Here is a 24,110-nt window from a genome sequence, read left to right as displayed (position 1 = left end):
GCGGCGCGCCACAGACGCGCATGTTTTCTAAGGCACCTATGGACACACAATCCACGCGGAACCGCCGCGTGAAGGGGATATCGGCATGAGCGGCGTACAAATGATCACCGTGGCAGAGGGGGATGGCGACCAACGGATCGACCGGTGGCTGCGCCGTCTGTTCCCGCATGTCAGCCAGGGCCGCATCGAGAAGATGTGCCGCAAGGGTGAGTTGCGGGTTGAGGGTGGCCGGGTGAAGGCCTCGACCCGGCTTGAGGTTGGGCAGGTCGTGCGTGTGCCACCGCTGCCCGATGCGGATCATAAGCCTGCCGAGGTCAAGCGGCGCATTTCGGACGCGGATGCCAAGATGATCCAATCCTGCGTGATCTATCGTGACGATCACGTTCTGGCACTGAACAAGCCGCATGGTCTGCCCGTGCAGGGTGGCAGCGGCCAGACCCGCCACGTGGACAGCTTGTCCGAGGCGCTGCGCTTTGGCTATGACGAGAACCCCCGCCTTGTTCACCGGTTGGACAAAGATACCTCGGGCGTTCTGTTGCTGGCCCGCACCCGCGAGGCTGCCAAAGGGCTGACGGCCGCCTTCCGTCATCGCGATACCCGCAAGATCTACTGGGCATTGGTCGCCGGGGTGCCGACCCCCTATCTGGGCGAGATCAAGACCGGGCTGGTTAAGGCCCCGGGTCATGGCAAGCAGGGCGAAGGTGAGAAGATGATCCCCGTCCACCTGAACGAAATTAACGACACGCCGGGTGCGAAGCGGGCGCATACGCTCTATGCAACGCTCTATCGCGTGGCTGGCCGCGCCGCATGGGTAGCGATGGAGCCGATCACCGGCCGCACGCACCAACTGCGGGCGCATATGGCCGCGATTGGGCATCCGATCATCGGCGACGGCAAATACGGCGGTTCTGGGCAGGAAAATCTGGGCGATGGCTGGGGCGCTCAACTGGGCGGGATCATCAGCAAAAAGCTGCACCTGCACGCCCGTCAGGTAACGTTCCAGCATCCGATGACGCGCAAGACCATCACCGTCACCGCGCCGCTGCCGGATCATATGCAACACAGCTGGGACACCTTCGGCTGGACCGAGGATCTGGCCACAGACGACCCGTTCGAGGAACTGCAATGAGCGCACCGCTGCGTCTGGTGCTGTTCGACGTGGACGGCACGCTTGTCGACAGTCAGGGCGCCATAATTGGAGCAATGACCGCCTGTTTCGCGGCCCAATCCCTGCCGGTGCCGGAGCGTGAGGCGATCCTGTCCATCGTGGGGCTGTCTCTGCCCAATGCGATGGCGCAGCTGGCCTCCGAGCATCCCGACAGCGTGCAGCATCGCTTGGTCGAAGGGTATAAGGAAGCCTATCACGCGCAACGGCTGGAGCAGGGGGCAGCAGGCTCTCCGCTGTATCCCGGGGCACGCGATGCCATCGAAGCCCTGCACGCGGTGCCCGAGGTTCTGCTGGGCGTCGCCACCGGGAAATCTCAGCGCGGTCTGGATGCGCTGATTGAGGCCCACGGGCTGGAGCGCTACTTCGTGACCCGTCAGGTGGCGGATCACCACCCATCCAAGCCACACCCGTCGATGATCGACACGGCACGCGGCGAAACCGGGGTGGATGCGGTCAATACGGTCATGATCGGCGACACAAAATTCGACATGGATATGGCCCGAGCCGCCGGGGTGGCGGGCATTGGCGTGGCCTGGGGGTATCACGACCGATCCGTTCTGGACGGCGCGACATGTGTAATTGAAACTTTTGACCAGCTGCCCCGCGCACTGGACGACATCTGGACCTGACAACATGAGCGACTGGAAACCCAAGCGATTTTGGAACGAGAGCGCGGTGGTCGAAGCCGAGGACGGCTATACCGTCGAACTTGATGGCCGCCGCGTGAAAACCCCGGCCAAGGCCGCTTTGGTCCTGCCGACCCGTGCCATGGCTGAAGAAGTTGCCGCGGAATGGGACGCACAGGAAAAAGTGATCGACCCGACGGTGATGCCTTTCACCCGTTCGGCAAACGCCGCCATCGATAAGGTCCACCATCAACACGCCGAGGTTGCAGACATGCTGGCCGACTACGGCGATTCGGATCTGCTGTGCTATCGTGCGGTTCACCCGCAGGAGTTGCAGCAGCGTCAGGCCGAACAGTGGGACCCGGTGCTGGATTGGGCGGCCGAAACGCTGTCGGCGCGGCTATTGCCTGTGGCTGGTGTGCTACACCAACCTCAGTCGGCTGAGGCGCTGGAAACCCTCAGGCAGCGTGTCCACGGGCTGAATGACTTCCAACTGGCAGCCTTTCACGATCTTGTCAGCTTGTCGGGCTCTCTCATCCTTGGATTTGCCGCGGCGCAAAACCGAGCCGATGCGGAAGAAATCTGGCAGATTTCAAGGCTGGATGAGCAGTGGCAGATCGACCAATGGGGCCATGATGACGAGGCCCACGCCGTTGCCGAGATCAAGAAGGCGGCTTTTTTGCACGCCAAACGGTTCTTTGACCTCTCGATTTGATCCCTTATGGCCATTTTTTAGAACGTTGGGCGAGTCATCTCTGGATTGACTCATCGTTTTCCCTGATCCGACCCTTGACGTTTGTTTATGAATGCGCCCAAACTCATGCCCACTAAAGGGGAGACACCTTTGGGAAACCTTTCTGGTGCCAGAGGTGCCGGACAGAACCGTCCCTGGGAATGGGGCGGAAAATCAGGAAGAGGTAAAAATGAAAAAATCCGTACTCTTGGGCGTGGCAACCATCGCCGGCCTGGCTGCTGGTGTAGCGGCAGCAGGGACTGCTGACGATGTAAAAGCACGCGGCAAGCTGAACTGCGGCGTGGCGACCGGTGTTCCCGGCTTTGCCAGCCCGGATGCCAACGGTGAGTGGCAGGGCTTTGACGTGGCTGTATGTCGTGCAGTCGCAGCCGCCGTTCTGGACGATCCGTCCGCAGTTGAATTCATCCCGACCACCGGTAAAACGCGTTTCACCGCTCTGGCATCGGGCGAGATCGACATGCTGGCCCGCAACACCACATGGACCTTCAGCCGCGACGTCGACCTGAAGTTCGAATTTGTCGGCATCAACTACTATGATGGTCAGGGTTTCATGGTTCCCAAGGCTCTGGGCGTCAGCTCGGCCAAGGAACTGGACGGCGCAACCGTCTGCATCCAGACCGGCACCACGACCGAGCTCAACCTGGCGGATTTCTTCCGCATCAACAACATGAGCTATGAGCCGGTTCCGATCGAAACCAACGCCGAAGCGCAGCAGCAGTATCTGGCTGGTGCCTGTGACGTCTACACCACGGACGCATCGGGCCTGGCGGCTACCCGCGCCACCTTTGAAAACGCCGGTGACCACGTGATCCTGCCCGAAATCATCTCGAAAGAGCCGCTGGGCCCGCTGGTCCGTCACGGCGATCACGAGTGGGGCGATGTGGTCCGCTGGACCCTGAACGCGCTGATCGCAGCCGAAGAGCTGGGCGTGACCTCGGCCAACATCGACGAGATGGCCGCTGGCACCGACAACCCTGAAGTGAATCGTCTGCTGGGCAGCGAAGGCACTCTGGGTGAGATGCTGGGCCTGGACGCAACCTGGGCACAGCGCGCGATCAAAGTTGGTGGTAACTATGGCGAAGTCTTCGCCAAGAACATCGGTGAGGAAACTCCGATCGGTCTGGCGCGCGGCTTGAACGCACAGTGGACCGATGGCGGTCTGATGTACGCACCGCCGTTCCGCTAAAATCCACGGAAAAGGGCGCGGGACATCCCGCGCCCTTTTTCCATCCATAAGAAACACGCCCGGGTCGTTCTGAGCAGAGGTCAACTCTGCCACTGAAAAACCGGGATGCACGGGGAAAAACATAGGTCATGACGACACTCACTGACCCGCCGAAGGAGCACTTCCGGCTGTCCATGCTCCTTTACGATACGCGGTATCGATCTGCGACCATCCAGGTCATTGCATTGATTGGTTTCATGCTTCTGGCAGCCTGGATTATTAGCAACACCATTCAGAACCTCGAAACGCTGGGCCGAACAGTTGGGTTCGGCTTTTTCAGCGAACCTTCGAGTTATGACATCAACCAACGTCTGCTGGAATACGACTCGCGCGATACCCATCTGCGTGCGGCCTTTATAGGTCTGCTGAACACGCTGGTTGTCGCAGTTCTGGGCTGCATCACGGCAACAATCATCGGCGTCATGGTTGGTGTTCTGCGCCTGTCGAACAACTGGCTGATCGCCCGCATCATGACCGTCTACGTTGAGATGTTCCGCAACGTTCCGGTTCTGCTTTGGATCGTGTTCGCTATGGCGATCCTGATTGAAAGCCTGCCTGCGCCACGCGCCTTCCGGGGTGAAAATCCAGAAGCCACGATGGATCTTTTTGGCACGGTTGCGGTGACCAATCGCGGGGTCTATATCCCCGAGTTTCTGTTCTCGCGCGGCTTGGGCGACATCCACCTGTTCGGCACGTCGAGCCTGCGCTTTGATGTCTCGCTGGACCTGATCGCCTTCCTGATCGTTTTTGGCGGCAGCATCTTTGCCATGCGCAAGGTGATGGCTTGGGCCAATGCGACGCAGGAAAAGACCGGTGACCGTCCGACCATCTGGCACATCCAGCTTGGCCTGTTCTTTGTTCCGTCGGCCATTCTGCTGGGCGCGTTGGGTTTCCATCTGGGCTACCCCGAGCTGAAGGGCTTTAACTTCACCGGCGGTACCCATCTGAGGAACTCGCTGATCGCCCTGTGGCTGGCCTTGTCGCTGTACACCGCAGCCTTCATCGCCGAGATCGTCCGTGCCGGTATTCTTGCCATTTCGAAAGGCCAGACCGAGGCCGCATCCGCTCTGGGCCTGCGCCCGGGCCGCACGATGCGTCTGGTGATCTTGCCGCAGGCGTTGCGGGTGATCATCCCGCCGATGATCTCGAACTATCTGAACCTGACCAAGAACTCGTCACTGGCGATTGCGGTCGGATATATGGACATCACGGGGACCCTGGGCGGTATCACCATGAACCAGACCGGGCGTGAACTGGAATGCGTTCTGCTGCTGATGCTGGTCTATCTGACCATCTCGCTGAGCATTTCGGCGGTGATGAACTGGTACAACAACCGTGTCAAACTGGTGGAGCGGTAATATGAGTGATGTTTCATTTGTCCGCACGGAAATGTTGCCGGAAAAGGCTCCGCCCGCATCCGAAGTGGGTGTGCTGGGCTGGATCAGGCATAACCTGTTCTCAAGCTGGCTGAACGCCATCCTGACCATCATCTCGCTGTTCTTCATCTACTATGTGCTGTCCAACATCCTGGCATGGACGTTCGAATCTGTTTGGAACGCCAATTCCCTGTCGGAATGTCGCGAGATCATGATGGCGACATGGGGCGATACTCACGGTCATGCATGCTGGGGCGTGATCAAGGACCGGTGGCTGCAGTTGCTGTACGGTTTTTATCCGCCTTACCCGGCGCATCCGGATGCAACGTGGTCAAACCCGCCTGAGACAGGGGCATGGCCGGCCTATTTCCGTCCGAACCTGACCTTCATCCTGTTGCTGGTCGCGATTGCGCCGGTGCTTTTCACCAACGTACCGCGCAAACTTCTTTTCGTGACGGCGGTCTACCCGTTCCTTCTGCCTTGGCTAATGTGGGGCGGCAGCATCTGGGGGCCGTTGATGGTCGCTGCGGGGTTTGCCATTGGGTATTTTGCATACAAGTTTGTGCTCCCCGTCGCGGGTTCATTGACAGCGATGATCCTTGCAGTGGCGGTGCCAATTCTTTGGTGGTTGTTTGCTTCCGGTTCGGTTGCCGACGCGATCAACTCAGTCATTCCGATCGGCATCGCTCCGGTGGAAAGCCGTGACTTTGGCGGCTTCATGCTGGCGATCCTGTTGGGCGTTGTGGCCATCGGTGTCTCGTTGCCCATCGGCATCGTTCTGGCGCTCGGCCGTCAGTCGGATCTGATGATCGTCAAATACCTGTGCGTGGGCTTTATCGAGTTCATCCGCGGCGTGCCGCTGATCACCCTGCTGTTCGTGGCCTCGCTGCTGTTGAACCTGTTCCTGCCGCCGGGCACCAATTTTGACATCATCCTGCGGGTGATGATCATGATGACCCTGTTCTCGGCCGCCTATATGGCCGAAGTGATCCGGGGTGGTTTGGCAGCTCTGCCACGCGGTCAGTACGAAGGGGCCGACAGTCTGGGCCTGAACTACTGGCAGGCGCAGCGGCTGATCATCATGCCGCAGGCTCTGAAAATCTCGATCCCGGGCATCGTGAGCACGTTCATCGGTATCTTCAAGGATACGACTCTGGTCTCGATCATCGGTCTTTTCGACGTTATCGGCCTGACCAACGGCATCCGCGCTGATACCGCTTGGAACGGCGTCTACTGGGAACTGTTTGCCTTTATCGGCGTTCTGTTCTTCGTCGTCTGCTTCTCCATGTCCCGTTATTCCATGTATCTGGAGCGCAAGCTTCAGACTGGCCACCGTTAAGGAGTTCAACACATGTCTGAACTTGCAATTGAACGCGAAATCGACCGCTCCAAAATGCAGGTGAGCGACGAGGTCGCCATCGAAATCACCAACATGAACAAGTGGTACGGGTCCTTCCACGTGCTGCGCGACATCAATCTGACCGTCAACCAGGGCGAGCGGATCGTGATCGCGGGGCCGTCGGGGTCGGGCAAATCCACTTTGATCCGCTGCCTGAACGCGCTGGAGGAACACCAGCAGGGCACGATCATCGTGGACGGGACAGAACTGTCGAATGACCTGAAGAACATCGACAAGATCCGGTCCGAGGTTGGCATGGTGTTCCAGCACTTCAACCTTTTCCCGCACCTGACCATTCTGGAAAACTGCACGCTGGCCCCAATCTGGGTGCGCAAGACGCCGAAGAAAGAGGCCGAAGAGCGCGCGATGCATTTCCTGGAAAAGGTGAAGATCCCCGAGCAGGCCGATAAATACCCCGGTCAGCTTTCAGGTGGTCAGCAGCAGCGTGTGGCGATTGCCCGCTCGCTCTGTATGATGCCGCGGATCATGTTGTTCGACGAACCGACCTCGGCGCTGGACCCCGAAATGATCAAAGAGGTGCTCGACACCATGATCGAGCTGGCCGAGGAAGGCATGACCATGCTGTGCGTGACCCACGAGATGGGTTTTGCCCGTCAGGTCGCCAACCGCGTGATCTTTATGGATGCCGGTCAGATCGTGGAGCAGAACGAACCGGAAGAGTTCTTTAACAACCCGCAGAGCGAACGGACCAAGCTGTTCCTGAGTCAGATTCTGGGTCACTGATCCCAGCGAAACGAAAGAAAAGGCGGGGTTTTGCCCCGCCTTTTTTCATTCCAGCAATTCGCGCGGAATGACAAATCCCTGCACGCTGCCGCTGTGCCACTGAACATGGGCCCAATCATCGATGTCGAACCGGATCACGGTCGTGGCGCAGGTCGGGTAATCGTGGAACCGCGCATGGTCAGGGGCTTGCCGGACGATACGGCTGGCAAAGGCGGCAATGCCGGGGTTGTGGCCCAGCATCAGCACCGTGGGTTCGGTGGCGCCTGACAGCTCGATCAGCATGTCCTCGGGGGCCGCATGATAGAGCGTGCGGTGAAAGCAGACCTTGTCTGCTTGCAGGCCCATCCGATCCCAGGTCTCGCGCGTGCGGGTCGAGGTCGAGCTCAGCACCTCATCCGGTAGCCAGCCGTTTTCGCGGAGCCAGCCAGCGATCACCGAGGCCGATTTGCGCCCGCGCTTGTTCAGGGGACGGTCGTGATCAGTAAGAGCCGGGCTGCCCCAACTGGATTTCGCGTGGCGGGTCAGGATCAGGGTGCGGGTCATGACGGGTGAAACGCTCTCATATGGTGGGCGGATTGCTCCGGGTCGCGCCCTGCGCCCGCGCTGAGCGGGCAGGACAGCCGCGCAAGGCAGCCACCGGTCATGCAGGTCTGCCCCTCGGGGGTGGATAGATGTGCGTGACAGGCGGGCACGTCATAAAAGTCCCGGGTGTTCAGTGCATCGACCGGGCAGGAGGTTGCACATGGGGCGGGGCAATCCGTGCAGGGCGACGTGCCGCTGCCTTCGGGGATGTCGAATTCCCGTGCGAAATGCAGCGCCCCGCGGTAGGAGATCATCATACCTACGGTGTCATGTACCAAAGCGCCAACCGGGCTGCTGAAAGTGCGCCCGGATTTCAGCGCCCAGTCGATAAAGGGCGCATAGGGTGGTCCGCCAAACGGAAAATGTGCCTGCGCGCCCAAATCCTGCGCCATCTGTCCAATGACGCGGCTGGACCAGCGGTCCACCGGGTTGGGCCCCGACCATTCCGGGGACGCCTTCAAGACAGGCCAGAAGGCCGAACCCGCGCCTAAAAGAACCAGGGTTCCCCCATCCAGCCCCTTGGCACCGCTTCGTCTTGGATGTGTCGCACCCATGACGATCAGGCCCGCTTGGTACGCAGCCCGCATCACCCAACCGTAGCTGATTGCTGCCGCGTAAGAGGAGGGTGGGGGGGGGCCGTTCATCTCTCCTCCGCTGGTTACGTCAATCGGGGCGGATCAGTGACCCGGCGCCGTGCTCGGTAAACAGTTCCAGCAGAACCGCATTGGGCGCGCGACCGTCCAGAATGACAACCGCCCGCACACCGCTGTGCAGCGCGTCCAGTGCCGTTTCTGTCTTGGGTATCATACCGCCCGCGATTGTGCCTTCCATCGTCATTTCGCGGATCTGACCGGCTTTAAGCTCGGTCACGACTTCTCCGGCGGCGTTCTTGACGCCCGAGACATCGGTCAACAGCAGCAGCCGGTCTGCCTTGAGCGCGGATGCGATGGCGCCCGCCGCCGTATCCCCATTGATGTTGAACGTCTCACCGTTCTTGCCTGCGCCCAGAGGGGCAATCACAGGGATCACATCATGCGCGAACAGGTCGTGCAGAATTTTCGGGTCCATTTTGGACGGAGAACCGACAAATCCCAGCGCCGGATCGGCCTGATCACAGACCATCAGGTTTGCATCCTTGCCCGACAGGCCCACGGCCGTACCGCCCTGACCATTGATCGCCTGTACGATGCGCTTGTTCACAAGGCCGGACAAGACCATCTCAACCACCTCAACGGTGGCTTTGTCGGTCACCCGCTTGCCGTTAACGAATTCGGACTGGATATTCAGCTGATCCAGCATTGCGTTGATCATAGGACCGCCGCCATGCACGATCACCGGGTTCACACCGACCTGACGCATCAGCACGACGTCGCGGGCAAAGCTCTCCATCGCCTCGTCGCTGCCCATGGCGTGACCGCCCAGTTTGATAACGACAATCGCGCCGTCGTAGCGCTGCAGATAGGGCAAGGCGCTGTTCAAAGTGGCGGCGGTGGCGATCCAATCCCGGTTCATATCTCTTGTCTTCATGGCTTAGGTCCCTTTGACGTTCCGTGTTAGGGCCTTTGCGCGGTGCTGCCAAGAGGCAAGCTATTCCAGATGTGCGATGATCGAACGCAGAGTGGGGATACCGTCACCCTTTTCGGACGAGGTCAGCACGATTTCCGGAAAGGCCGCAGGGTGTTTCGACAGCGCTCCACGTACCTGTTCCAGTACCTTTTCCCGATCCTTGGCTTTGACCTTGTCGGCCTTGGTCATCACGCACTGAAAGGTCACGGCGCTGGTGTCCAGCAGCTTCATGATCTCGGCATCCACCGGTTTCACCCCATGGCGCGAGTCGATCAGCACAAAGGCCCGGCGCAGGGTCTGGCGCCCGCTCAGGTACTGTTTCAGCAGCCGCTGCCACTTTTCCACCACCTTCACCGGAGCGTTGGCATAGCCATAGCCGGGCAGGTCGACCAGATAGAGCTCGGGGCCCTGGGTGAAAAAGTTGATCTCTTGCGTGCGGCCCGGCGTGTTTGACGCGCGCGCCAGCCCCTTGGTGCCGGTCAGTGCGTTGATCAGGCTGGACTTGCCCACGTTCGAGCGACCGGCAAAGCAGACCTCCAGCCGATCGGGCGCGGGCAGGCCGTTCATGGCGACCACACCTTTGACGAATTCGGACTCGCCTGCGAACAGCTTGCGGCCACGCTCCTGCGCGAACTCATCGGGGTCTTCAGCCAGAGGGAAGGGGAGGGTGCTCATAGCAATTCTACCTTATCGCCAACCGAGATTGCGCCGCCTTTGAGAACCTCGACATAGACACCAAAATCCGTGTGCCCCCAGGTTTCCAGCGCGCCCAAAGTGTCTGCATCGCGGACGCCCGTGTCCGGGTTGGCCGTTGTTGCCAGACAGCGTGTGATGCGTTCACGAACACGGAACACGGCCTCGCCGATTTGAACCTCGCGGCCCAGCCACTCGAATTCTTCCCACAGAGGCATTCCGTCGAACCAGATATTGCCGCGCCAGCGGTGGATCGACAGGTCCTGCCCCAGTTTTTGCCCAACCGCGCGGTGAGACGCCATGTTGCACAGGCTGATCGAGGGGAAATCGCTGTCGGTCATGCCGCGCCCCGGCACCCGGATGATCCGCGCCGAGGCGGCCCGGTCTGCGGGCATCAGAGGTTTGACCCAGTCCAGAAACACTTGCTCTTCCCTGTCGGGGGCAAAGGTCAGATCCGGACGGTCCGGGTGGGACATTGTCAGGGTCTCACCGTTGTACAGCGCCGAGATTGCCATCAGTTGCGGCGCTTTCGCGCCCCGGCTGAAATTGGCGCACGGTACCCATTCCGAGCCATCCGCCTTGGACGCCTCATGCGCAACCGCCCAAACGCGATCCCCGGGCATGGTTTGCCCGGGGATCACGGTTACGGTTTCGACGGCTTCCCGACCATGACTTTTGATCGGGTGCCGGCAAAGCTGGGTTACTTCAGCTGTCATTTATCATCCGTTTTCGGTGTGCGCTTGAAGCCGGATTTGATGTTGCCGAACACGTCCGGCGTATAGCCTTGGCTACGCATGATCAGGTACTGCTGGGTGAACGTGATCGTGTTGTTCGCGATCCAGTAGACCACCAGCCCGCTGGCAAAGCTGCCAAGCATGAACATGAACACCCACGGCATCCAGGCAAAGATCATCGCCTGCGTCGGATCGGTTGGTGCCGGGTTCAATTTCTGCTGCAGCCACATCGAGATACCCAGCAGCAGCGGCAGGATTCCGATGAAGATCAGTGCCATGAGGCTGTCAGGCTGTGGGCCGGCAAAGGGCAGCAGGCCAAACAGGTTCATGATCGAGGTCGGGTCCGGCGCGCTCAGGTCCTGGAACGGGCCGAACCACGCGGCCTGACGCAGTTCGATTGTGACGAAGATCACCTTGTACAGTGAGAAGAAGATCGGAATCTGCATCAGGATCGGCAGACAGCCCGCAGCGGGGTTCACCTTTTCCTTCTTGTACAGCTCCATCATGCCCTGCTGCATCTTCTGGCGGTCGTCGCCAGCGGCCTCTTTCAGGGCCTCCATCTGCGGCTGCAGCTCCTTCATCTTCGCCATCGAGACGTAGGATTTGAACGCCAGCGGGAACAGGATTGCCTTGATGATCAGGGTCAGGCCGATGATGGACCAACCCATATTGCCGATCAGGGCGTTGATGTTGTGCAGCAGCCAGAAGATCGGCTTGGTCAGGAAAAAGAACCAGCCCCAGTCGATGCTGTCGATGAATTTCTGCACACCTTCCTTCTGGTACTCACGGATGGTTTCCCATTCCTTGGCACCAGCGAACAGCTGCGTGGTGACCTCTTCCGTTGCGCCGGGGGCGACGGTCAGGGTCGGCAGAACCGTTTCGGTCTGATAAATTTTGCGGCGCGAGTCATATTTCGCGGCGGCCTTGAACGCGGTTCCCGGTTCGGGGATCAGCGTGGTCATCCAATAGTGGTCGGTAAAGCCGATCCAGCCGTCTTCTTTGACCTGATAGACCTCGGCCTGCGCCCGTTCATTCGGGTCGATGTCGAAATCGCGGACGTCGCCATAGTCGATCTCGGCCAGCGTGCCGTCGGCCATGCCGATCACGCCTTCGTGCAGGATGAAGAAGTTCTTCAGGTCGGGCAGGTCACCATCTTCGCCAATGCCGTGGCGGGCCAGAATGCCGTAGGGGGCCATTCCAACCGCGGCCTGGGTGTTGTTTTCGACGGATTGGTTGACCGTGAACATATAATCCTGGTCAACCGAGACCGTACGGCGGAAGGTCAGGCCCTTGCCATTGTCCCACTTCAGGGTGATCGGTGTGTCGACACCCAGCGTCTCACCCTGTTCTACCGTCCACAGCGTGTTCGGGCCGGGCACATCGGCGCCAGCAACTCCGGCACCCGGAGCCCAGCCATAAAGGGCATAATAGGCTGAATCCGAACCGACCGGGGACAGCAGTTCAACAATCGGCGCGCCTTCCTCGATCGAGACCTTGTAATCCTTCAGGAACAGCTCGTCGATGCGGCCACCCGACAGCGACAGGCTACCCTTCAGACGAGGCGTGTCGATCTCGACCCGCGGGGCCTTTTCTTCGGGTAGAGTTTCCTCAGCGGCGGTTGTCGCTTCACCAACGGTGCTAGTGCCCGCGGCGCTTGGGGTTTGAACCTCATCGCCCTCGATGGCGGTAATCTCGGCCTGATCCGGTGTGGGTACTTGTTCCGGTGGAGGGAACAGCACGAACCAAACAAGGATCACGACAAAGCTGAGCGCGGTTGCAAGGATGAGATTCTTGTTCTGATCGTCCATCGGGGACAGCCACCTTAAGCAGTGAAACACACCCGGTGGGTTCAACAGAGTGCAGGCCCAAAGGTCAAGCGGAATCGCCTGTCAATTCGTCACGGATTCCGTTTCTGTGGCGTAAATTTGCGATTACGGGCCGGTCTTGCGCCCGATCTTCGGCATTCCGTCGACCTTGTTCTGATGTGCCGCGACCCAGTCCAGCGTCTTTTCAAACGGCATCGGTTTGCCAATCCCGAAGCCCTGAACATGGTTGCATCCCAATTGCGCCATCAGGGCGTGTTCACCGGGGGTCTCGACCCCTTCGGCCAGCGTTTCGACGTTCAGGCGTTCGGCCATGGTCAGGATGGCGCTGACCAGCTGTTGCTGACCAGCGTCACGATCCGCCTTGGCGACAAAGGACCGGTCGATTTTGATCCGCGAGACATTGAAGCGCTTGATCGACGCAATCGAGGCATGTCCGGTGCCGAAGTCATCCAGATCAATGCAGCATCCCAGTTTGGACATGCTGGTCACGTTGCGGGTGATCACATCATCGGGCCGGCGCGAAAAAACGGTTTCCAGAATTTCGACCGCCAGCCGGTCGGGTGTCAGGTCATTCTGGTCCAGCTCCCATTTCAGCCGGTCGATCAAGGCCGGGTCGCGCAGCTCATCCGAGGAGAAGTTCACGCCGATCCGTGGCACCACGATCCCGGCGCGATCCCAATCGCGCATGGCCGCAAAGGCATGGTGCCGCATCGCCTGACCAAGCCTCTCCATCAGTTCGGCCTGTTCGGCGAAGGGCAGGAAGACCTGCGGGCTCAACACTCCCTTCTGTGGATGCTCCCAGCGAGCCAGCGCCTCGAACCCGGTGACACGCCCGGTATCGGTCGAAATCTGAGGTTGGTACCAAGGACGGATTTCACCATTGTCCAGCGCTGCCTCGAACTCTTTGCGCAGATTGGCCCGGATGCGTGAACGGCGCTGTGTTTCGCAGGAAAAGGCGCGAATGGTCGATGGACCGTTCCTTTGCGCTTCGCTCAATGCGGCCGAGGCGGCATCGATCCAGTCCTCGTATCGGCCATCTGCCGCGCTGGACAGTTGGCTGAACCCGATCGAGCAGGACACATACACGCTCGTACCGTTGAGCGTAAAAGGTTCTTCCACGACGGACTGAATACGTCCAGCCATCTGAATGCAGGCCTCAAGATCCAGCTGGTGTGAAGGTTGCAGGCCGATTGCGATCTTATTCTGATCCAGCCGGGTCACGATGTCCTGCGTACGGACGACCGAAAGGATACGGCGGCCGAATTGTTCGGCCAAATGATCGGCAGCGGCGTTGCCGTGAAGGTCCAGAAAATCCGGGTAGTCATCCAGTGCAGCGAGGATGCAGGCAGAATCCGCCCCGCCGGGCGTGAATGCCTTGAAAATCCCCTCCAGTTCCGTGGCAAAGGCGTCGATGGCCATTATGCCACCGGGCGGGTTGAGTCGCTGGCGCTGCTGATCGGACCGGGCGTCAAACGTGGCGGCGCCTAAGTATATCAGCGGCAGACAAAAAGCGGCGACCACCAGCGCCCGCTCCCCGCCAATCCAGAATGCGGCAAGACTGATCGCCGGGACAAAGGCCAAAGCGGCAGGGCCGCTCAGAACCGAAGTAAGAGCATCGAGAACGCGTTCAACTGAGATATGTTTCCACATCGGTTTTCTGGGCCTCTACGTTTAGGCATAGCACGTATTGGGCAACCGTAGAAAACCAATCTGAGTCAGACGTTAACGCAACCGTGGAATTTCATCCGAATTTTCGTCTTTTTTGCCGGGGTTTAGCGCGAGTCCCTGGAAATCGAACAATTTCGGGTCCAGCAGGTGCGAGGGCCGCGCGTTGGTCAGGGCCCGGAACATCACCTGACGCCGACCGGGGCTGTTCTTTTCCCACTGGTCCAGAATCTGTTTCACCTGCTGGCGCTGCAGCCCGTCCTGACTGCCGCACAGGTCGCAGGGGATGATGGGATAATTCATCGCGTGAGCGAATTTCTCGCAATCGGCCTCGGCCACATGTGCCAGCGGGCGAAAGACGAACAGATCGCCTTCTTCGTTCACCAATTTTGGAGGCATTGTCGCCAGGCGACCGCCGTGGAACAGGTTCATGAAGAACGTCTCGAGGATATCGTCCCGGTGATGGCCCAGAATCACGGCGCTGCAGCCTTCCTCGCGCGCGATCCGGTACAGGTTGCCCCGGCGCAGGCGCGAACACAGGGCGCAATAGGTGCGGCCCTGCGGAACCTTGTCCATCACGACGGAATAGGTGTCCTGATATTCGATGCGATGGGGCACGCCCATCCGCTCCAGAAACTCGGGCAGGACGGTGGCGGGAAAGCCGGGCTGACCCTGATCCAGATTGCAAGCCAGCAGGTCGACAGGCAGAAGCCCGCGCCATTTCAGCTCATAAAGCACCGCCAGCAGGGTATAGCTGTCCTTGCCGCCGGACAGGCAGACCAGCCAGCGGGGCGGCTTGCCGTCCTTGTCATGGGCGGATGGGTCCACCATCCCGTACTGCTCAATGGCCTCGCGGGTCTGACGCACGATGCGTTTGCGCAGCTTCTTGAACTCGGTGGTCGAGGGCGCGCCAGCAAAGAGCGGGTGGATATCGTCAGCTTCGTCAAACATGCGCAGCCCCTACAGCAGTTGACGCAACCGGGCAAGGGGACGGGTCAGCCGAGGCGGGCTAGCAGGGCATCCGTGTCCAGCCCGGCCACCGACCCGGGGATGCGCCCACTGTCGCCCGAAAGACGCGTTGCGATGAACCCATCGGCAACCGCGCCGGGGGCATGGCGCAACAGCTGCGAGGCTGTGAGCAGCAGCGCCGTGCGTTCGGCAAACCAGCGCGCCTCGGCCTCGGGTGGCAGGTTGGGCCAGCGGTCGCGATGCTCCTTTAGGGCCGCGTCAAAGGCGCGATCTACGCCCGTTGCGGCAGCCAGTTCTGCCTGCAGCACGTCCGCGGCCAGCGGCTCACGGGCAAGGGTGCGCAGGATATCCAGGCAGATGACGTTGCCTGACCCCTCCCAGATGCCGTTCAGCGGGGCCTCGCGGTAGAGCAGGGGCAGAGGGGTGTCCTCGACATAGCCCATGCCGCCCAACACCTCCATCGCTTCGGCCACAACCACGGGGCAGCGTTTGTTGTTCAGGAATTTGGCCAGGGCGACACTGATCCGGGCAAAGGCCTTGTCCTCGGCGGTTTGCCCGTCGAACGCCTGTGCCACGCGCATGCCCAATGTCAGGGCGCCTTCCCAGTCCAATACCAAGTCGGCCACAACCGCACGCATCAGCGGCTGGTCGATCAACCGGCGCTGAAAGGCGCTGCGATGGGTGACCCAGTGGTGTGCTTCTGCCAAAGCTGCGCGCATCAGGCCAGCGGGGGCCATGGCTGTGTCCAGCCGCGTGTGGTGCACCATTTCGATGATCGTGTGCACGCCTTCACCTTCGTCGCTCAGCTGAAAGGCCAGCGCGTCGTGGTATTCGATCTCGGCCGAGGCGTTGGACCTGTTACCCAGCTTGTCCTTCAGCCGCATCAGGTGGATGGCGTTGCGCTCACCCTCCAACCAGCGGGGGACAAGGAAACAGGTCAGCCCGCCCGGAGCCTGCGTCAGCGTCAGAAAGCCATCCGACATCGGGGCCGAGCAGAACCATTTATGCCCGCGCAACCGCCAGTGGTCGCCGTCTAGCGTGGCCGTGGTGGTGTTGGCGCGCAGATCCGAGCCGCCCTGTTTCTCGGTCATCGCCATGCCTAAGGTGGCGCTGGTTTTCTCGGCGACCGGCCTTGTCGCCGGATCGTATATGCGTGCTGTTAGCTTTGGTTGCCAGACGGCGGCGATGTCTGCATTGGCAGTCAGGACCGGATAGGCGGCGTAGGTCATGGTCAACGGGCAGCAATGGCCGGGTTCGATCTGACTGGCCATATAGAGCATCGCGGCATGGGTTACATGGCCGCCCGACTGCCTGTCCCATGGCAGGGCAGCGTATCCGGCAGATTGGCTGATCTGCATCATCTGATGGTAGGCGGGGTGAAAGCGAACCTCGTCCAAGCGTCGACCGCCCGAGTCGAACAACTTCAGATCCGGCGGGTGCCGGTTCGCTTCTCGCCCCAACTCGCGGGTTTCAGCGCGTCCCAGTTTCGCGCCATATGCCGCCAGAGGCGCGGATCGCCCTTCGGCGAAGCCAACAGCGGTGCGCAGAACCGGATCCGATGTCCAAAGGTCGCAATCCCCGCGCGCGGGCGGTTGGTTCATGACCTCATGCGTGGGCAGCGTTTGGCGCGCGTCGGATGCCATCTGGACCTCGGGCTGTGTGGATCCAAGTGTTCAGCGCAGAATGTGATGGGTCAAGTCTGACTGGGGGTCACGCGGAATCGTCGCATTTGCATTCGGGCACCGGATCGTACCCGTCGCCGCCCCACGGGTGGCAGCGCCCGATCCGTCGGGCTGCCAGCCAGGCGCCTTTGATGGCGCCGTGTTTTTCCAGCGCCTCCAGCGCATAGGCCGAGCATGTGGGTTGATAGCGGCAATTGAACCCGACCCAGGGGCTGAACACCAGCCGATAGGCCCGGACGGGCAGGGCAAGGATATGCGCCAACAGCGTCACTTCCGCGGCCCGTGTACTTTGCGCAGGGCATAGCGCAGGTCATCCAGCAGCGCCTCGAACGGGCGTGCGGCGGTTACTTCGGCACGGCCGATCAGGACGTAGTCCCACCCGTCCTGCCCCTGAACGGGCAGCACTGTGCGGGCGGCCTCGCGCAAGCGTCGCTTGGCGCGGTTGCGGGCCACAGCGTTGCCGACCTTCTTGGAGCAGGTGAAACCAACGCGAATCCCCGGCGCTTCGTCCGGGGCGCGTTTGCGGGCCTGGACCATCATCGATGACGTGCCCTGCCGGCGCGCGCGCGCGGCTTTCAGGAAATCCGACCGTTTCTTGAGCACGGCCATAGTTTCAGACGCGCAAACGGACGCCGCCGGGGGCATATCCCCGGGGTGGTTCTTACCATCCTCAGGGGCCTCCGGCGGCGTCATGTTCATAACCTGATCGGTGAGCGGTTTACGCGCTCAGCGATTTGCGGCCACGTGCGCGGCGTGCGTTCAGGATCTTGCGGCCGGCCTTGGTGGCCATGCGCGCGCGGAAACCGTGGCGGCGTTTGCGAACCAGGTTCGAAGGCTGATAGGTGCGTTTCATCGCTCCGTCTCCAATCAATAGCGGTGGGGTGCGGCGCGGATTCGCCTGGCCCTAGTGTTCGAAGCCCGTCCTCTACTGGGAAGCGGGGGGTAAGTCAAACCCCTAGGTGGGGGTTTTATCCCCTTTTGCAACAATTCTGTAACCGCAGCAGGCAAAAGGTTTCAAAATCGCGGTTTTGACACCCCAAACCCTCACATTCCCTGCGGAAAACATCAAGGCCGCGTGAAGTCCCTGTTGTGCAGCCCTTTGGCGGCGCATGTTGGGGGCAGAATGAAACGTACGAAACCGGATAGCCTCATGAGCGATACAACTCAGGCGCCGCGCAATGGGCTTGCGCGCCATATCCCCTTGCTGGTGATTCTCGCCGTGGCTGCGGTGGGGTTCTTTACGCTGGGCGATTACCTGACCTTCGAGACGCTGCGCGACAACCGCGAGGCCCTTCTGGCGTGGCGGGATGCCAATTACTGGTCCATGGCGGCGGCTTTTGTTGCGATATACATCGTCATCGTCGCCTTTTCGCTGCCGGGTGCTGCCGTGGCCTCGATGACCGGAGGGTTCCTGTTCGGTTTGTTCGCAGGCACGGTCTTTAACGTCTTTGCCGCCACCATCGGCGCTTCGGCCATCTTTCTGGCGGCGCGTTGGGGGTTGGGCGAATCCCTGACCGCGCGATTGGAATCCTCGGAAGGCACCATCAAAAAGCTCAAGGACGGGTTGCGCGAAAATGAAATCTCGGTGCTGTTCCTGTTGCGCCTTGTGCCTGTCGTGCCGTTCTTTGTCGCCAATCTGGTGCCTGCTCTGGTCGGCGTGAAATTCCGCAACTTTCTGATCACCACAGCGCTGGGCATCATTCCGGGCGGCATTGTCTATACCTGGATCGGCGTCGGGTTGGGTGGCGTGTTTGATCGGGGCGAAACGCCTGACGTCTCGTTGCTGTGGGAGCCCTTCGTCATCGGCCCGATCATCGGCTTGTGTGTGTTGGCGGCTCTGCCGATAGTCATCAAAGCCCTGCGTGGCCGAAAGGACAGCTGATCTCATGCAAGAGTTGAAAACCGATATCCTGGTGATCGGGGCCGGGTCGGGCGGCCTGTCCGTGGCCGCCGGGGCCAGCCAGATGGGGGCGGATGTCATCCTGCTGGAAGGCCACAAGATGGGCGGCGATTGCCTGAATTTCGGCTGTGTGCCCTCCAAGGCGCTGATCGCAAGCGGTAAGGCGGCCTATGGGCACGCCCATTCCGCCGCACTGGGCGTGGCCGATGTGGTGCCGCAAGTGGATTATGCCGCCGCAAAGGATCATGTGCATGACGTGATCGCTCAGATCGAGCCTATGGACAGTCAAGACCGGTTTGAGGGCTTCGGGGTCAAGGTGATCCGCGAATACGGCAGCTTTGTCTCTCCGACACAGGTGCAGGCAGGTGATCATCTGATCACCGCGCGGCGGGTGGTGATTGCGACCGGGTCGTCGCCTCTGGTGCCGCCGATCCCCGGGCTGGATCAGGTGCCGTACTATACCAACGAAACCATTTTTGACCTGCGCGACAAGCCCGAACATCTGCTGATCATCGGCGGTGGCCCCATCGGCATGGAGATGGCGCAGGCCCATATCCGCCTGGGCTGCGAGGTGACGTTGATCGAGGGCTTGCAGGCGCTGGGCAAGGATGACTCCGAAGCGGCAGAAATCGTGCTGGATACGCTGCGTGCCGAAGGCGTGGCGATCCACGAACAGGCCATGGTTGCCCAGATTCGCAACAACAAGGGCCTGGTCGAGGTCGTGACCGAGAACGGTGACATTTACATCGGCTCGCACCTGTTGCTGGCTGCCGGACGCAAGGCCAATACCGAACGCCTGAACCTAAAGGCCGCGGGGATCGAGCCGACCCGCACCGGGATCAAAGTGGACGACTCACTACGCACCACAAACCGAAAGGTCTATGCCATCGGTGACGTGGCCGGCGGGATGCAGTTTACCCATGTGGCGGGTTATCATGCCGGAATCATCATTCGTTCTGCCCTATTTGGCCTGCCATCAAAGGCAAAGACAGCCCACATCCCATGGGCCACCTATACCGACCCCGAATTGGCGCAGGTCGGCCTGACCGAGGCGCAGGCGCGCGCGCAACATGGCGACAAGGTCGAGATCGCGCGCTTTGACTACCACCGCAACGATCGCGCGATAACTGAGCGCAAGACGAAAGGCTTCATTAAGGTCATTGTCGTAAAAGGCCGACCCGTGGGCGCTACAATCGTGGGTCATCAGGCGGGCGAATTGATCAACTTGTGGTCGCTGGCACTCGCTAATAACCTGAAGATGGGGCAGATCGCCGCGATGGTTTCGCCCTATCCGACGATCGGAGAGCTTAACAAACGGGTGGCGGGTGCCTATTTCTCGCCAAGGCTGTTTGAGAATCAAACGGTTAAACGAGTGGTCAGATTCGTCCAGCGCTGGATGCCCTGACCGGGAAGGGAGCGCATAGTGAACTCGCTGTCGGGCCGATTTCTGATCCTGACGACGGTCTTCGTGATGTTGGCCGAAGTTCTGATCTTTGTCCCATCGATTGCACGATTTCGCGAAGACTTCCTGCTTAACCGGCTTGAGCGCGCCCAGATTGCCTCGCTGGCGTTGCTGGCCGATGACATGCTTGCCGAAGATCTGGAGGCCGAGCTGCTGGCCAATGCCGGGGTCTATAACGTGGTGCTGCGGCGGGACGAGGTGCGGCAGTTGATGCTATCTTCCCCGATTCCCGAGCCGATCACCAAAACCTACGATCTGCGCGATGCGGGGCCTTGGATATTGATCCGGGATGCCGTGGCGCGCCTGTTCACGCCGGAAAACGAGGTCATTCGCGTAATCGGTGAGCCGGTCAAGGGGGCTGGGCTGCTGATCGAAGTTACTACGGACAGCGAACCCCTGCGTATGGCCATGACCGACTATGGTCTGCGCATTCTGGGCCTGTCTTTTGTGATCTCGATCATCACCGCCTTCTTCCTGTTTCTTGCCGTGCGGGTTGTTCTGGTGAAGCCCATCAAGGGCGTTGTGGGGTACATGCAACGCTATGCGGGCGCCCCTGAGGACGCGCGGGGAATCATCTCTCCTAATTCAAAGGTGACCGAGCTGCGCGAGGCGGAAGAGGCCTTGCAAAAGCTGCAGACCGAACTGACGCAGGCGCTGAAACAGCGCGAACGACTGGCCCAGCTCGGCGGGGCGGTGGCCAAGGTCAGCCACGATCTGCGCAACATCCTGACCTCGGCACAGCTGTTCACCGACCGGATCGAGGGCAGCGATGACCCTCTGGTACGGCGCATGGCGCCAAAGCTGGTGAACTCCATCACCCGGGCGGTGTCCTTGTGCGAAAGCACGTTGGCCTTTGGCCGCGCGGAAGAGCCCGCACCGACCCTGACAATGGTGCCTCTGCGCGACGTAGCCGAAGACGTTGTGGCCAGCGAAAGGCTGGCTGTTGCCGATGCATGCGTCGAAATCATCAACGAAGTGCCCGAGGACTTGATCGCCCGCGCGGACCCCGAGCAGATGTTCCGCGTCATGATGAACCTCGTTCGCAACGCGCGACAGGCGCTGGTGGCGTCGGGCAAGCCGGGCAGGATCACGATCGCCGGGTGCGAACATGAAGATGACTGGTGCATTGAAATAAGGGATAACGGCCCCGGCCTTCCGCCCAAAGCGCGCGAAAACCTGTTCACGCCGTTTCAGGGTGGGGTGCGCAAGGGCGGCTCGGGGCTTGGGCTTGCGATCTCGCAAGAACTGGTGCGCGGACATGGCGGAGACCTTGTTCTGGCCGAGACCGGACCCGAGGGAACGACCTTTGAAATCCTCCTGCCGCGGGGCGGCGTGACTTTTTAAAATATTTTTGAAGAATCGGCTTGCACGTCCCCAAACGTAGGTCTACATAGCGCCTCACCAACGCGGACCGATAGCTCAGCTGGATAGAGTACTTGACTACGAATCAAGGGGTCGGGGGTTCGAATCCTCCTCGGTCCGCCACTGGTTTCCTGATGAACGTCACACGAACCTGACCCAACCGTCATAGTGCGACCAGGACAGGGCGAACGCTCAACATCAGATGGCGCACCAAGCCGAAAACTACTTTTGCAATGAAATTGGCAACAAGCTGCAGATCCGCACGATGACGCGCTGCAGAAAATGTCGGCTATGAGCCCGAAACGGACCCTACAGATAGGTACTCGCTCACCTTGGCTTGAAGCCCTCACCTGCGCCCGGAACTGCCGTGGCTATTGTTGGTTTTTTTGGAAAGTAGAGCTTTGGTCTGCTCCTCTGGAAGCGGCGGCGGTCTGGAGATGAAGGAGGGAGAATCGGGCAAGTTGGCAGCGGTTTTCTCCGCGCATTTGGCCGCCTTTTCTTTGCCAAGTCTTTGGAGGATATGCGACCGGATTCGGTGATAGGTGGCTTGCTTTGGCGAGATGAGCAACGCCCGATCTATTGATGCCAGAGCCTCGTTATGGTGCCCCGCACAGGTTTCCACGATGGCTAGGGAGAACAGTCGCATCTGCAAATAGGGATCTGCCTCGCTGAGTCGCACGAGAGTTCGGAAAGTCTCTACGGCTTCATTAAACCTTCCGGCGAGACAATGACTCCAACCTATCGCAAGATGCCCAAGCGCGTAAGAAGGGTTAAGTTCCAAAGCCCGCTGACCGTCGCGCAGTGCGGCATCCGGATCGCGAAATATCAGAGCGTGCAAGGCGGCGCGGGCATAGAAGATGAAATCGCTGTTTGGCATGGCTTCGATTGCGGTATCGAGATCGGCGGCGAAAGCCCGGGCCCTGTCAGGCGGCATTGCTTCGCTTAGTATCGAGGTCCGTAAGACGACGGTGTTGGCCCTCATTGCCAAAGACATTGGGTCAGAGGGATCCAGACTGAGCGCTCTTTCCAGAAGTTCTATTGCGCGATCCAGCCCAATCATCGTTCCGCTGTAGATCGACTTTGCCGCGCGGGCCCGCAATTCTGAGATGCTTAGTCTGTCATCGGAAATCTGCGCCAGCCGGTCAGCGTCGAAAGCGTTGATTTGGACGCGTAAGTCTGCGTCCGCGCGGCCGGCAATATCTTCACTGAACGCAAAGATATCATGAGCATCACCTTTGTATGTCTGAGCAAAAAGTGCTCGACCATCCTCAATTACCGATAGCATCAATCGAAGTTGCCCTTTGTCGCCAAACATGCGTAGCCGCCCACGGAGAGTATAAGTTGCGCGTCTGACGCTGGCGGCTTGCCCCTCCACCACACGGACACCAGTACGATGCGAAAGGCGGAGGATCAGTTCGTCGCGAATATCCGCCACCGTCGCTTGGGTTTCGGTGTTGTCGGGAGCGGATTCGAAAGGTTCGATCAAAATAGTCGGGACTTCGCGTGAGGTCATCGTTTCGCCGAGCGTGCGCCACTGCCAAGCAACTACCGGGTGCGGGATGTTCTTTAGGCGGAAGGTCCCTGCGTCGTCGAAGGCGCTAGCCTGTGCGCCAGAGAGTTGGCGATACAAGTCTTCCGATATCATGACTCCTCCTGGTGGGGCCTCATTCTGCAAGCGCTCAGCAAGATTGATGCCAGCACCGTAAATGTCTGCTTCGTCAGCGATGATCTCTCCAATATGGGCGCCAATGCGAAGTTTGATTTCAGGATTGTCAACCAACGCTTTCTGGGTTTCCAGCGCACAGGCTATGCCCGTTCGGCTATCCGCGAACGCGAGAATCCACCCATCGCCCATCCGTTTCAAAACTTCTCCCTGATGCGCTGCGACACGGGGTTCCAAATAGTCCTCGCGGAGTGCACGAATGGCGGAAAGTGCAGAATCTTCGTCCTCGCTCATCAGGCGGGTATAGCCGACAAGATCGGCGACCATGATAATGGCGAGGCATCTTTCCACGGGCCCAACTCCTTAGTAAGTTCATACTAGGGATGGACCGGCGGCATGGCCAGTAATGCCGGTAGTTTGCGATCAAGCGCGGAAATCCCGACCGCTTGTTCATCCGTTGTTGCGGGCAACCGGTTTGTCCGCATAGCTGCCCCCTATTCACACGGTTCAGCCAGATCCTGGGCCAGAAATGCTTGCTGTTTAGGCCGAAAATGCGTGACGCCACTCGCTGATAAGATTCAGGAATTTTCGCATCGAGAGTCAGGAATCAGCGGCATTCCACACCTGATGAACGTCACACGAACCTGACCCAACCGTCATAGTGCGACCAGGACAGGGCGAACGCTCAACATCAGATGGCGCACCAAGCCGAAA

Annotated in this window: 23 protein-coding genes and 1 tRNA gene; 11 read left to right on the top strand and 13 right to left on the bottom strand. The window is 60.1% G+C overall.

Annotated elements, in window-relative coordinates; genetic code table 11:
- Positions 1–85: 85 nt before the first annotated feature.
- From ACR0KW_RS18055 to ACR0KW_RS18025, 7 genes are all read left to right on the top strand, one after another.
- On the top strand, positions 86–1,129 hold the full coding sequence (locus tag ACR0KW_RS18055) for an RluA family pseudouridine synthase (protein WP_480806250.1): 1,044 nt from the start codon (positions 86–88) through the stop codon (positions 1,127–1,129).
- Positions 1,126–1,797: an HAD-IA family hydrolase gene (locus ACR0KW_RS18050; protein WP_480806249.1), complete on the top strand. Its 672-nt coding sequence runs from the start codon at positions 1,126–1,128 to the stop codon at positions 1,795–1,797. Before ACR0KW_RS18055 ends, ACR0KW_RS18050 begins: the two co-directional genes overlap by 4 nt.
- 4 nt (positions 1,798–1,801) lie before the next feature.
- Complete coding sequence (locus ACR0KW_RS18045) at positions 1,802–2,509, top strand: ATP12 family chaperone protein (protein WP_480806248.1); 708 nt, start codon at positions 1,802–1,804, stop codon at positions 2,507–2,509.
- 208 nt (positions 2,510–2,717) lie between these two features.
- Positions 2,718–3,734 carry an amino acid ABC transporter substrate-binding protein gene (locus ACR0KW_RS18040; RefSeq protein WP_170328755.1) on the top strand — a complete coding sequence of 339 codons (1,017 nt, stop codon included), beginning with the start codon at positions 2,718–2,720 and terminating at the stop codon, positions 3,732–3,734.
- Between the two features lie 128 nt (positions 3,735–3,862).
- Positions 3,863–5,131, top strand: a complete 1,269-nt coding sequence (locus tag ACR0KW_RS18035; protein WP_480806247.1) for an amino acid ABC transporter permease — start codon at positions 3,863–3,865, stop codon at positions 5,129–5,131.
- Position 5,132: 1 nt separating this feature from the next.
- Complete coding sequence (locus ACR0KW_RS18030; RefSeq protein WP_480806246.1) at positions 5,133–6,488, top strand: amino acid ABC transporter permease; 1,356 nt, start codon at positions 5,133–5,135, stop codon at positions 6,486–6,488.
- 12 nt (positions 6,489–6,500) lie between these two features.
- Positions 6,501–7,292, top strand: a complete 792-nt coding sequence (locus tag ACR0KW_RS18025; RefSeq protein ID WP_302477163.1) for an amino acid ABC transporter ATP-binding protein — start codon at positions 6,501–6,503, stop codon at positions 7,290–7,292.
- A 45-nt stretch (positions 7,293–7,337) separates the two neighbouring features.
- Here ACR0KW_RS18025 and ACR0KW_RS18020 read toward each other — a convergent pair whose 3' ends face one another.
- The 12 genes from ACR0KW_RS18020 to rpmH form a co-directional block, all read right to left on the bottom strand.
- Complete coding sequence (locus ACR0KW_RS18020; RefSeq protein ID WP_480806245.1) at positions 7,338–7,835, bottom strand: SixA phosphatase family protein; 498 nt, start codon at positions 7,833–7,835, stop codon at positions 7,338–7,340.
- A complete protein-coding gene (locus ACR0KW_RS18015; RefSeq protein WP_480806244.1) occupies positions 7,832–8,518 on the bottom strand; it encodes a ferredoxin in 687 nt (228 codons plus the stop codon). Before ACR0KW_RS18015 ends, ACR0KW_RS18020 begins: the two co-directional genes overlap by 4 nt.
- Positions 8,519–8,537: 19 nt before the next feature.
- Positions 8,538–9,401, bottom strand: a complete 864-nt coding sequence (gene argB, locus ACR0KW_RS18010; protein ID WP_170328750.1) for an acetylglutamate kinase — start codon at positions 9,399–9,401, stop codon at positions 8,538–8,540.
- A 60-nt stretch (positions 9,402–9,461) separates the two neighbouring features.
- Entirely contained in the window at positions 9,462–10,115 is a 654-nt protein-coding gene (gene yihA / locus ACR0KW_RS18005) for a ribosome biogenesis GTP-binding protein YihA/YsxC (RefSeq protein ID WP_170328749.1), read from the bottom strand.
- Positions 10,112–10,849, bottom strand: coding sequence for an MOSC domain-containing protein (locus ACR0KW_RS18000; RefSeq protein ID WP_480806243.1), 738 nt, complete (start codon positions 10,847–10,849; stop codon positions 10,112–10,114). The genes yihA and ACR0KW_RS18000 overlap by 4 nt, the downstream gene beginning before the upstream one ends.
- The gene (gene yidC / locus ACR0KW_RS17995; RefSeq protein WP_480806242.1) at positions 10,846–12,675 is read right to left on the bottom strand and encodes a membrane protein insertase YidC; all 1,830 of its coding nucleotides are present in this window, start codon (positions 12,673–12,675) and stop codon (positions 10,846–10,848) included. Before yidC ends, ACR0KW_RS18000 begins: the two co-directional genes overlap by 4 nt.
- A 123-nt stretch (positions 12,676–12,798) precedes the next feature.
- On the bottom strand, positions 12,799–14,343 hold the full coding sequence (locus ACR0KW_RS17990; RefSeq protein WP_480806241.1) for a putative bifunctional diguanylate cyclase/phosphodiesterase: 1,545 nt from the start codon (positions 14,341–14,343) through the stop codon (positions 12,799–12,801).
- Between the two features lie 72 nt (positions 14,344–14,415).
- Positions 14,416–15,309 carry a tRNA 2-thiocytidine(32) synthetase TtcA gene (ttcA, locus tag ACR0KW_RS17985; protein WP_480806240.1) on the bottom strand — a complete coding sequence of 298 codons (894 nt, stop codon included), beginning with the start codon at positions 15,307–15,309 and terminating at the stop codon, positions 14,416–14,418.
- Between the two features lie 44 nt (positions 15,310–15,353).
- Positions 15,354–16,970: an acyl-CoA dehydrogenase family protein gene (locus tag ACR0KW_RS17980; RefSeq protein WP_480806239.1), complete on the bottom strand. Its 1,617-nt coding sequence runs from the start codon at positions 16,968–16,970 to the stop codon at positions 15,354–15,356.
- A gap of 67 nt (positions 16,971–17,037) precedes the next feature.
- Positions 17,038–17,280 carry a membrane protein insertion efficiency factor YidD gene (yidD, locus tag ACR0KW_RS17975; RefSeq protein ID WP_480806238.1) on the bottom strand — a complete coding sequence of 81 codons (243 nt, stop codon included), beginning with the start codon at positions 17,278–17,280 and terminating at the stop codon, positions 17,038–17,040.
- Positions 17,277–17,702 carry a ribonuclease P protein component gene (gene rnpA / locus ACR0KW_RS17970; protein WP_480806237.1) on the bottom strand — a complete coding sequence of 142 codons (426 nt, stop codon included), beginning with the start codon at positions 17,700–17,702 and terminating at the stop codon, positions 17,277–17,279. The genes yidD and rnpA overlap by 4 nt, the downstream gene beginning before the upstream one ends.
- Positions 17,703–17,727: 25 nt before the next feature.
- Positions 17,728–17,862: a 50S ribosomal protein L34 gene (gene rpmH / locus ACR0KW_RS17965; RefSeq protein WP_005980833.1), complete on the bottom strand. Its 135-nt coding sequence runs from the start codon at positions 17,860–17,862 to the stop codon at positions 17,728–17,730.
- A gap of 297 nt (positions 17,863–18,159) precedes the next feature.
- Here rpmH and ACR0KW_RS17960 point away from each other — a divergent pair, with 297 nt between their 5' ends.
- The 4 genes from ACR0KW_RS17960 (at position 18,160) to ACR0KW_RS17945 (ending at position 21,856) form a co-directional block, all read left to right on the top strand.
- Positions 18,160–18,891: a TVP38/TMEM64 family protein gene (locus ACR0KW_RS17960; RefSeq protein WP_480806236.1), complete on the top strand. Its 732-nt coding sequence runs from the start codon at positions 18,160–18,162 to the stop codon at positions 18,889–18,891.
- Positions 18,892–18,895: 4 nt separating this feature from the next.
- Complete coding sequence (locus ACR0KW_RS17955) at positions 18,896–20,314, top strand: dihydrolipoyl dehydrogenase family protein (protein WP_480806235.1); 1,419 nt, start codon at positions 18,896–18,898, stop codon at positions 20,312–20,314.
- Between the two features lie 15 nt (positions 20,315–20,329).
- Positions 20,330–21,715 carry an ATP-binding protein gene (locus ACR0KW_RS17950; protein WP_480806298.1) on the top strand — a complete coding sequence of 462 codons (1,386 nt, stop codon included), beginning with the start codon at positions 20,330–20,332 and terminating at the stop codon, positions 21,713–21,715.
- Between the two features lie 64 nt (positions 21,716–21,779).
- Positions 21,780–21,856, top strand: a tRNA-Arg gene (locus tag ACR0KW_RS17945).
- Between the two features lie 223 nt (positions 21,857–22,079).
- Here ACR0KW_RS17945 and ACR0KW_RS17940 read toward each other — a convergent pair.
- Complete coding sequence (locus tag ACR0KW_RS17940) at positions 22,080–23,747, bottom strand: adenylate/guanylate cyclase domain-containing protein (RefSeq protein ID WP_480806234.1); 1,668 nt, start codon at positions 23,745–23,747, stop codon at positions 22,080–22,082.
- Between the last annotated feature and the right edge of the window lie 363 nt (positions 23,748–24,110).

This window comes from Ruegeria sp. CG11 (assembly GCF_056537245.1).
The sequence above is the reverse complement of the archived record's forward strand: the minus strand, read 5'-3'. Positions and strand labels throughout refer to the sequence as shown.

Coding starts and splice junctions, on each gene's coding strand:
- ACR0KW_RS18050 (WP_480806249.1), top strand. CDS start 1,126: ATGAGCGCACCGCTGCGTCTGGTGCTGTTCGACGTGGACGGCACGCTT.
- ACR0KW_RS17980 (WP_480806239.1), bottom strand. CDS start 16,970: ATGGCATCCGACGCGCGCCAAACGCTGCCCACGCATGAGGTCATGAAC.
- ACR0KW_RS18020 (WP_480806245.1), bottom strand. CDS start 7,835: ATGACCCGCACCCTGATCCTGACCCGCCACGCGAAATCCAGTTGGGGC.
- ACR0KW_RS18025 (WP_302477163.1), top strand. CDS start 6,501: ATGTCTGAACTTGCAATTGAACGCGAAATCGACCGCTCCAAAATGCAG.
- ACR0KW_RS18035 (WP_480806247.1), top strand. CDS start 3,863: ATGACGACACTCACTGACCCGCCGAAGGAGCACTTCCGGCTGTCCATG.
- rnpA (WP_480806237.1), bottom strand. CDS start 17,702: ATGACGCCGCCGGAGGCCCCTGAGGATGGTAAGAACCACCCCGGGGAT.
- yihA (WP_170328749.1), bottom strand. CDS start 10,115: ATGAGCACCCTCCCCTTCCCTCTGGCTGAAGACCCCGATGAGTTCGCG.
- rpmH (WP_005980833.1), bottom strand. CDS start 17,862: ATGAAACGCACCTATCAGCCTTCGAACCTGGTTCGCAAACGCCGCCAC.
- ACR0KW_RS18045 (WP_480806248.1), top strand. CDS start 1,802: ATGAGCGACTGGAAACCCAAGCGATTTTGGAACGAGAGCGCGGTGGTC.
- ACR0KW_RS18015 (WP_480806244.1), bottom strand. CDS start 8,518: ATGAACGGCCCCCCCCCACCCTCCTCTTACGCGGCAGCAATCAGCTAC.
- argB (WP_170328750.1), bottom strand. CDS start 9,401: ATGAAGACAAGAGATATGAACCGGGATTGGATCGCCACCGCCGCCACT.
- ACR0KW_RS17960 (WP_480806236.1), top strand. CDS start 18,160: ATGAGCGATACAACTCAGGCGCCGCGCAATGGGCTTGCGCGCCATATC.
- ttcA (WP_480806240.1), bottom strand. CDS start 15,309: ATGTTTGACGAAGCTGACGATATCCACCCGCTCTTTGCTGGCGCGCCC.
- ACR0KW_RS17990 (WP_480806241.1), bottom strand. CDS start 14,343: ATGTGGAAACATATCTCAGTTGAACGCGTTCTCGATGCTCTTACTTCG.
- ACR0KW_RS18030 (WP_480806246.1), top strand. CDS start 5,133: ATGAGTGATGTTTCATTTGTCCGCACGGAAATGTTGCCGGAAAAGGCT.
- ACR0KW_RS18040 (WP_170328755.1), top strand. CDS start 2,718: ATGAAAAAATCCGTACTCTTGGGCGTGGCAACCATCGCCGGCCTGGCT.
- yidC (WP_480806242.1), bottom strand. CDS start 12,675: ATGGACGATCAGAACAAGAATCTCATCCTTGCAACCGCGCTCAGCTTT.
- ACR0KW_RS18000 (WP_480806243.1), bottom strand. CDS start 10,849: ATGACAGCTGAAGTAACCCAGCTTTGCCGGCACCCGATCAAAAGTCAT.
- ACR0KW_RS18055 (WP_480806250.1), top strand. CDS start 86: ATGAGCGGCGTACAAATGATCACCGTGGCAGAGGGGGATGGCGACCAA.
- ACR0KW_RS17955 (WP_480806235.1), top strand. CDS start 18,896: ATGCAAGAGTTGAAAACCGATATCCTGGTGATCGGGGCCGGGTCGGGC.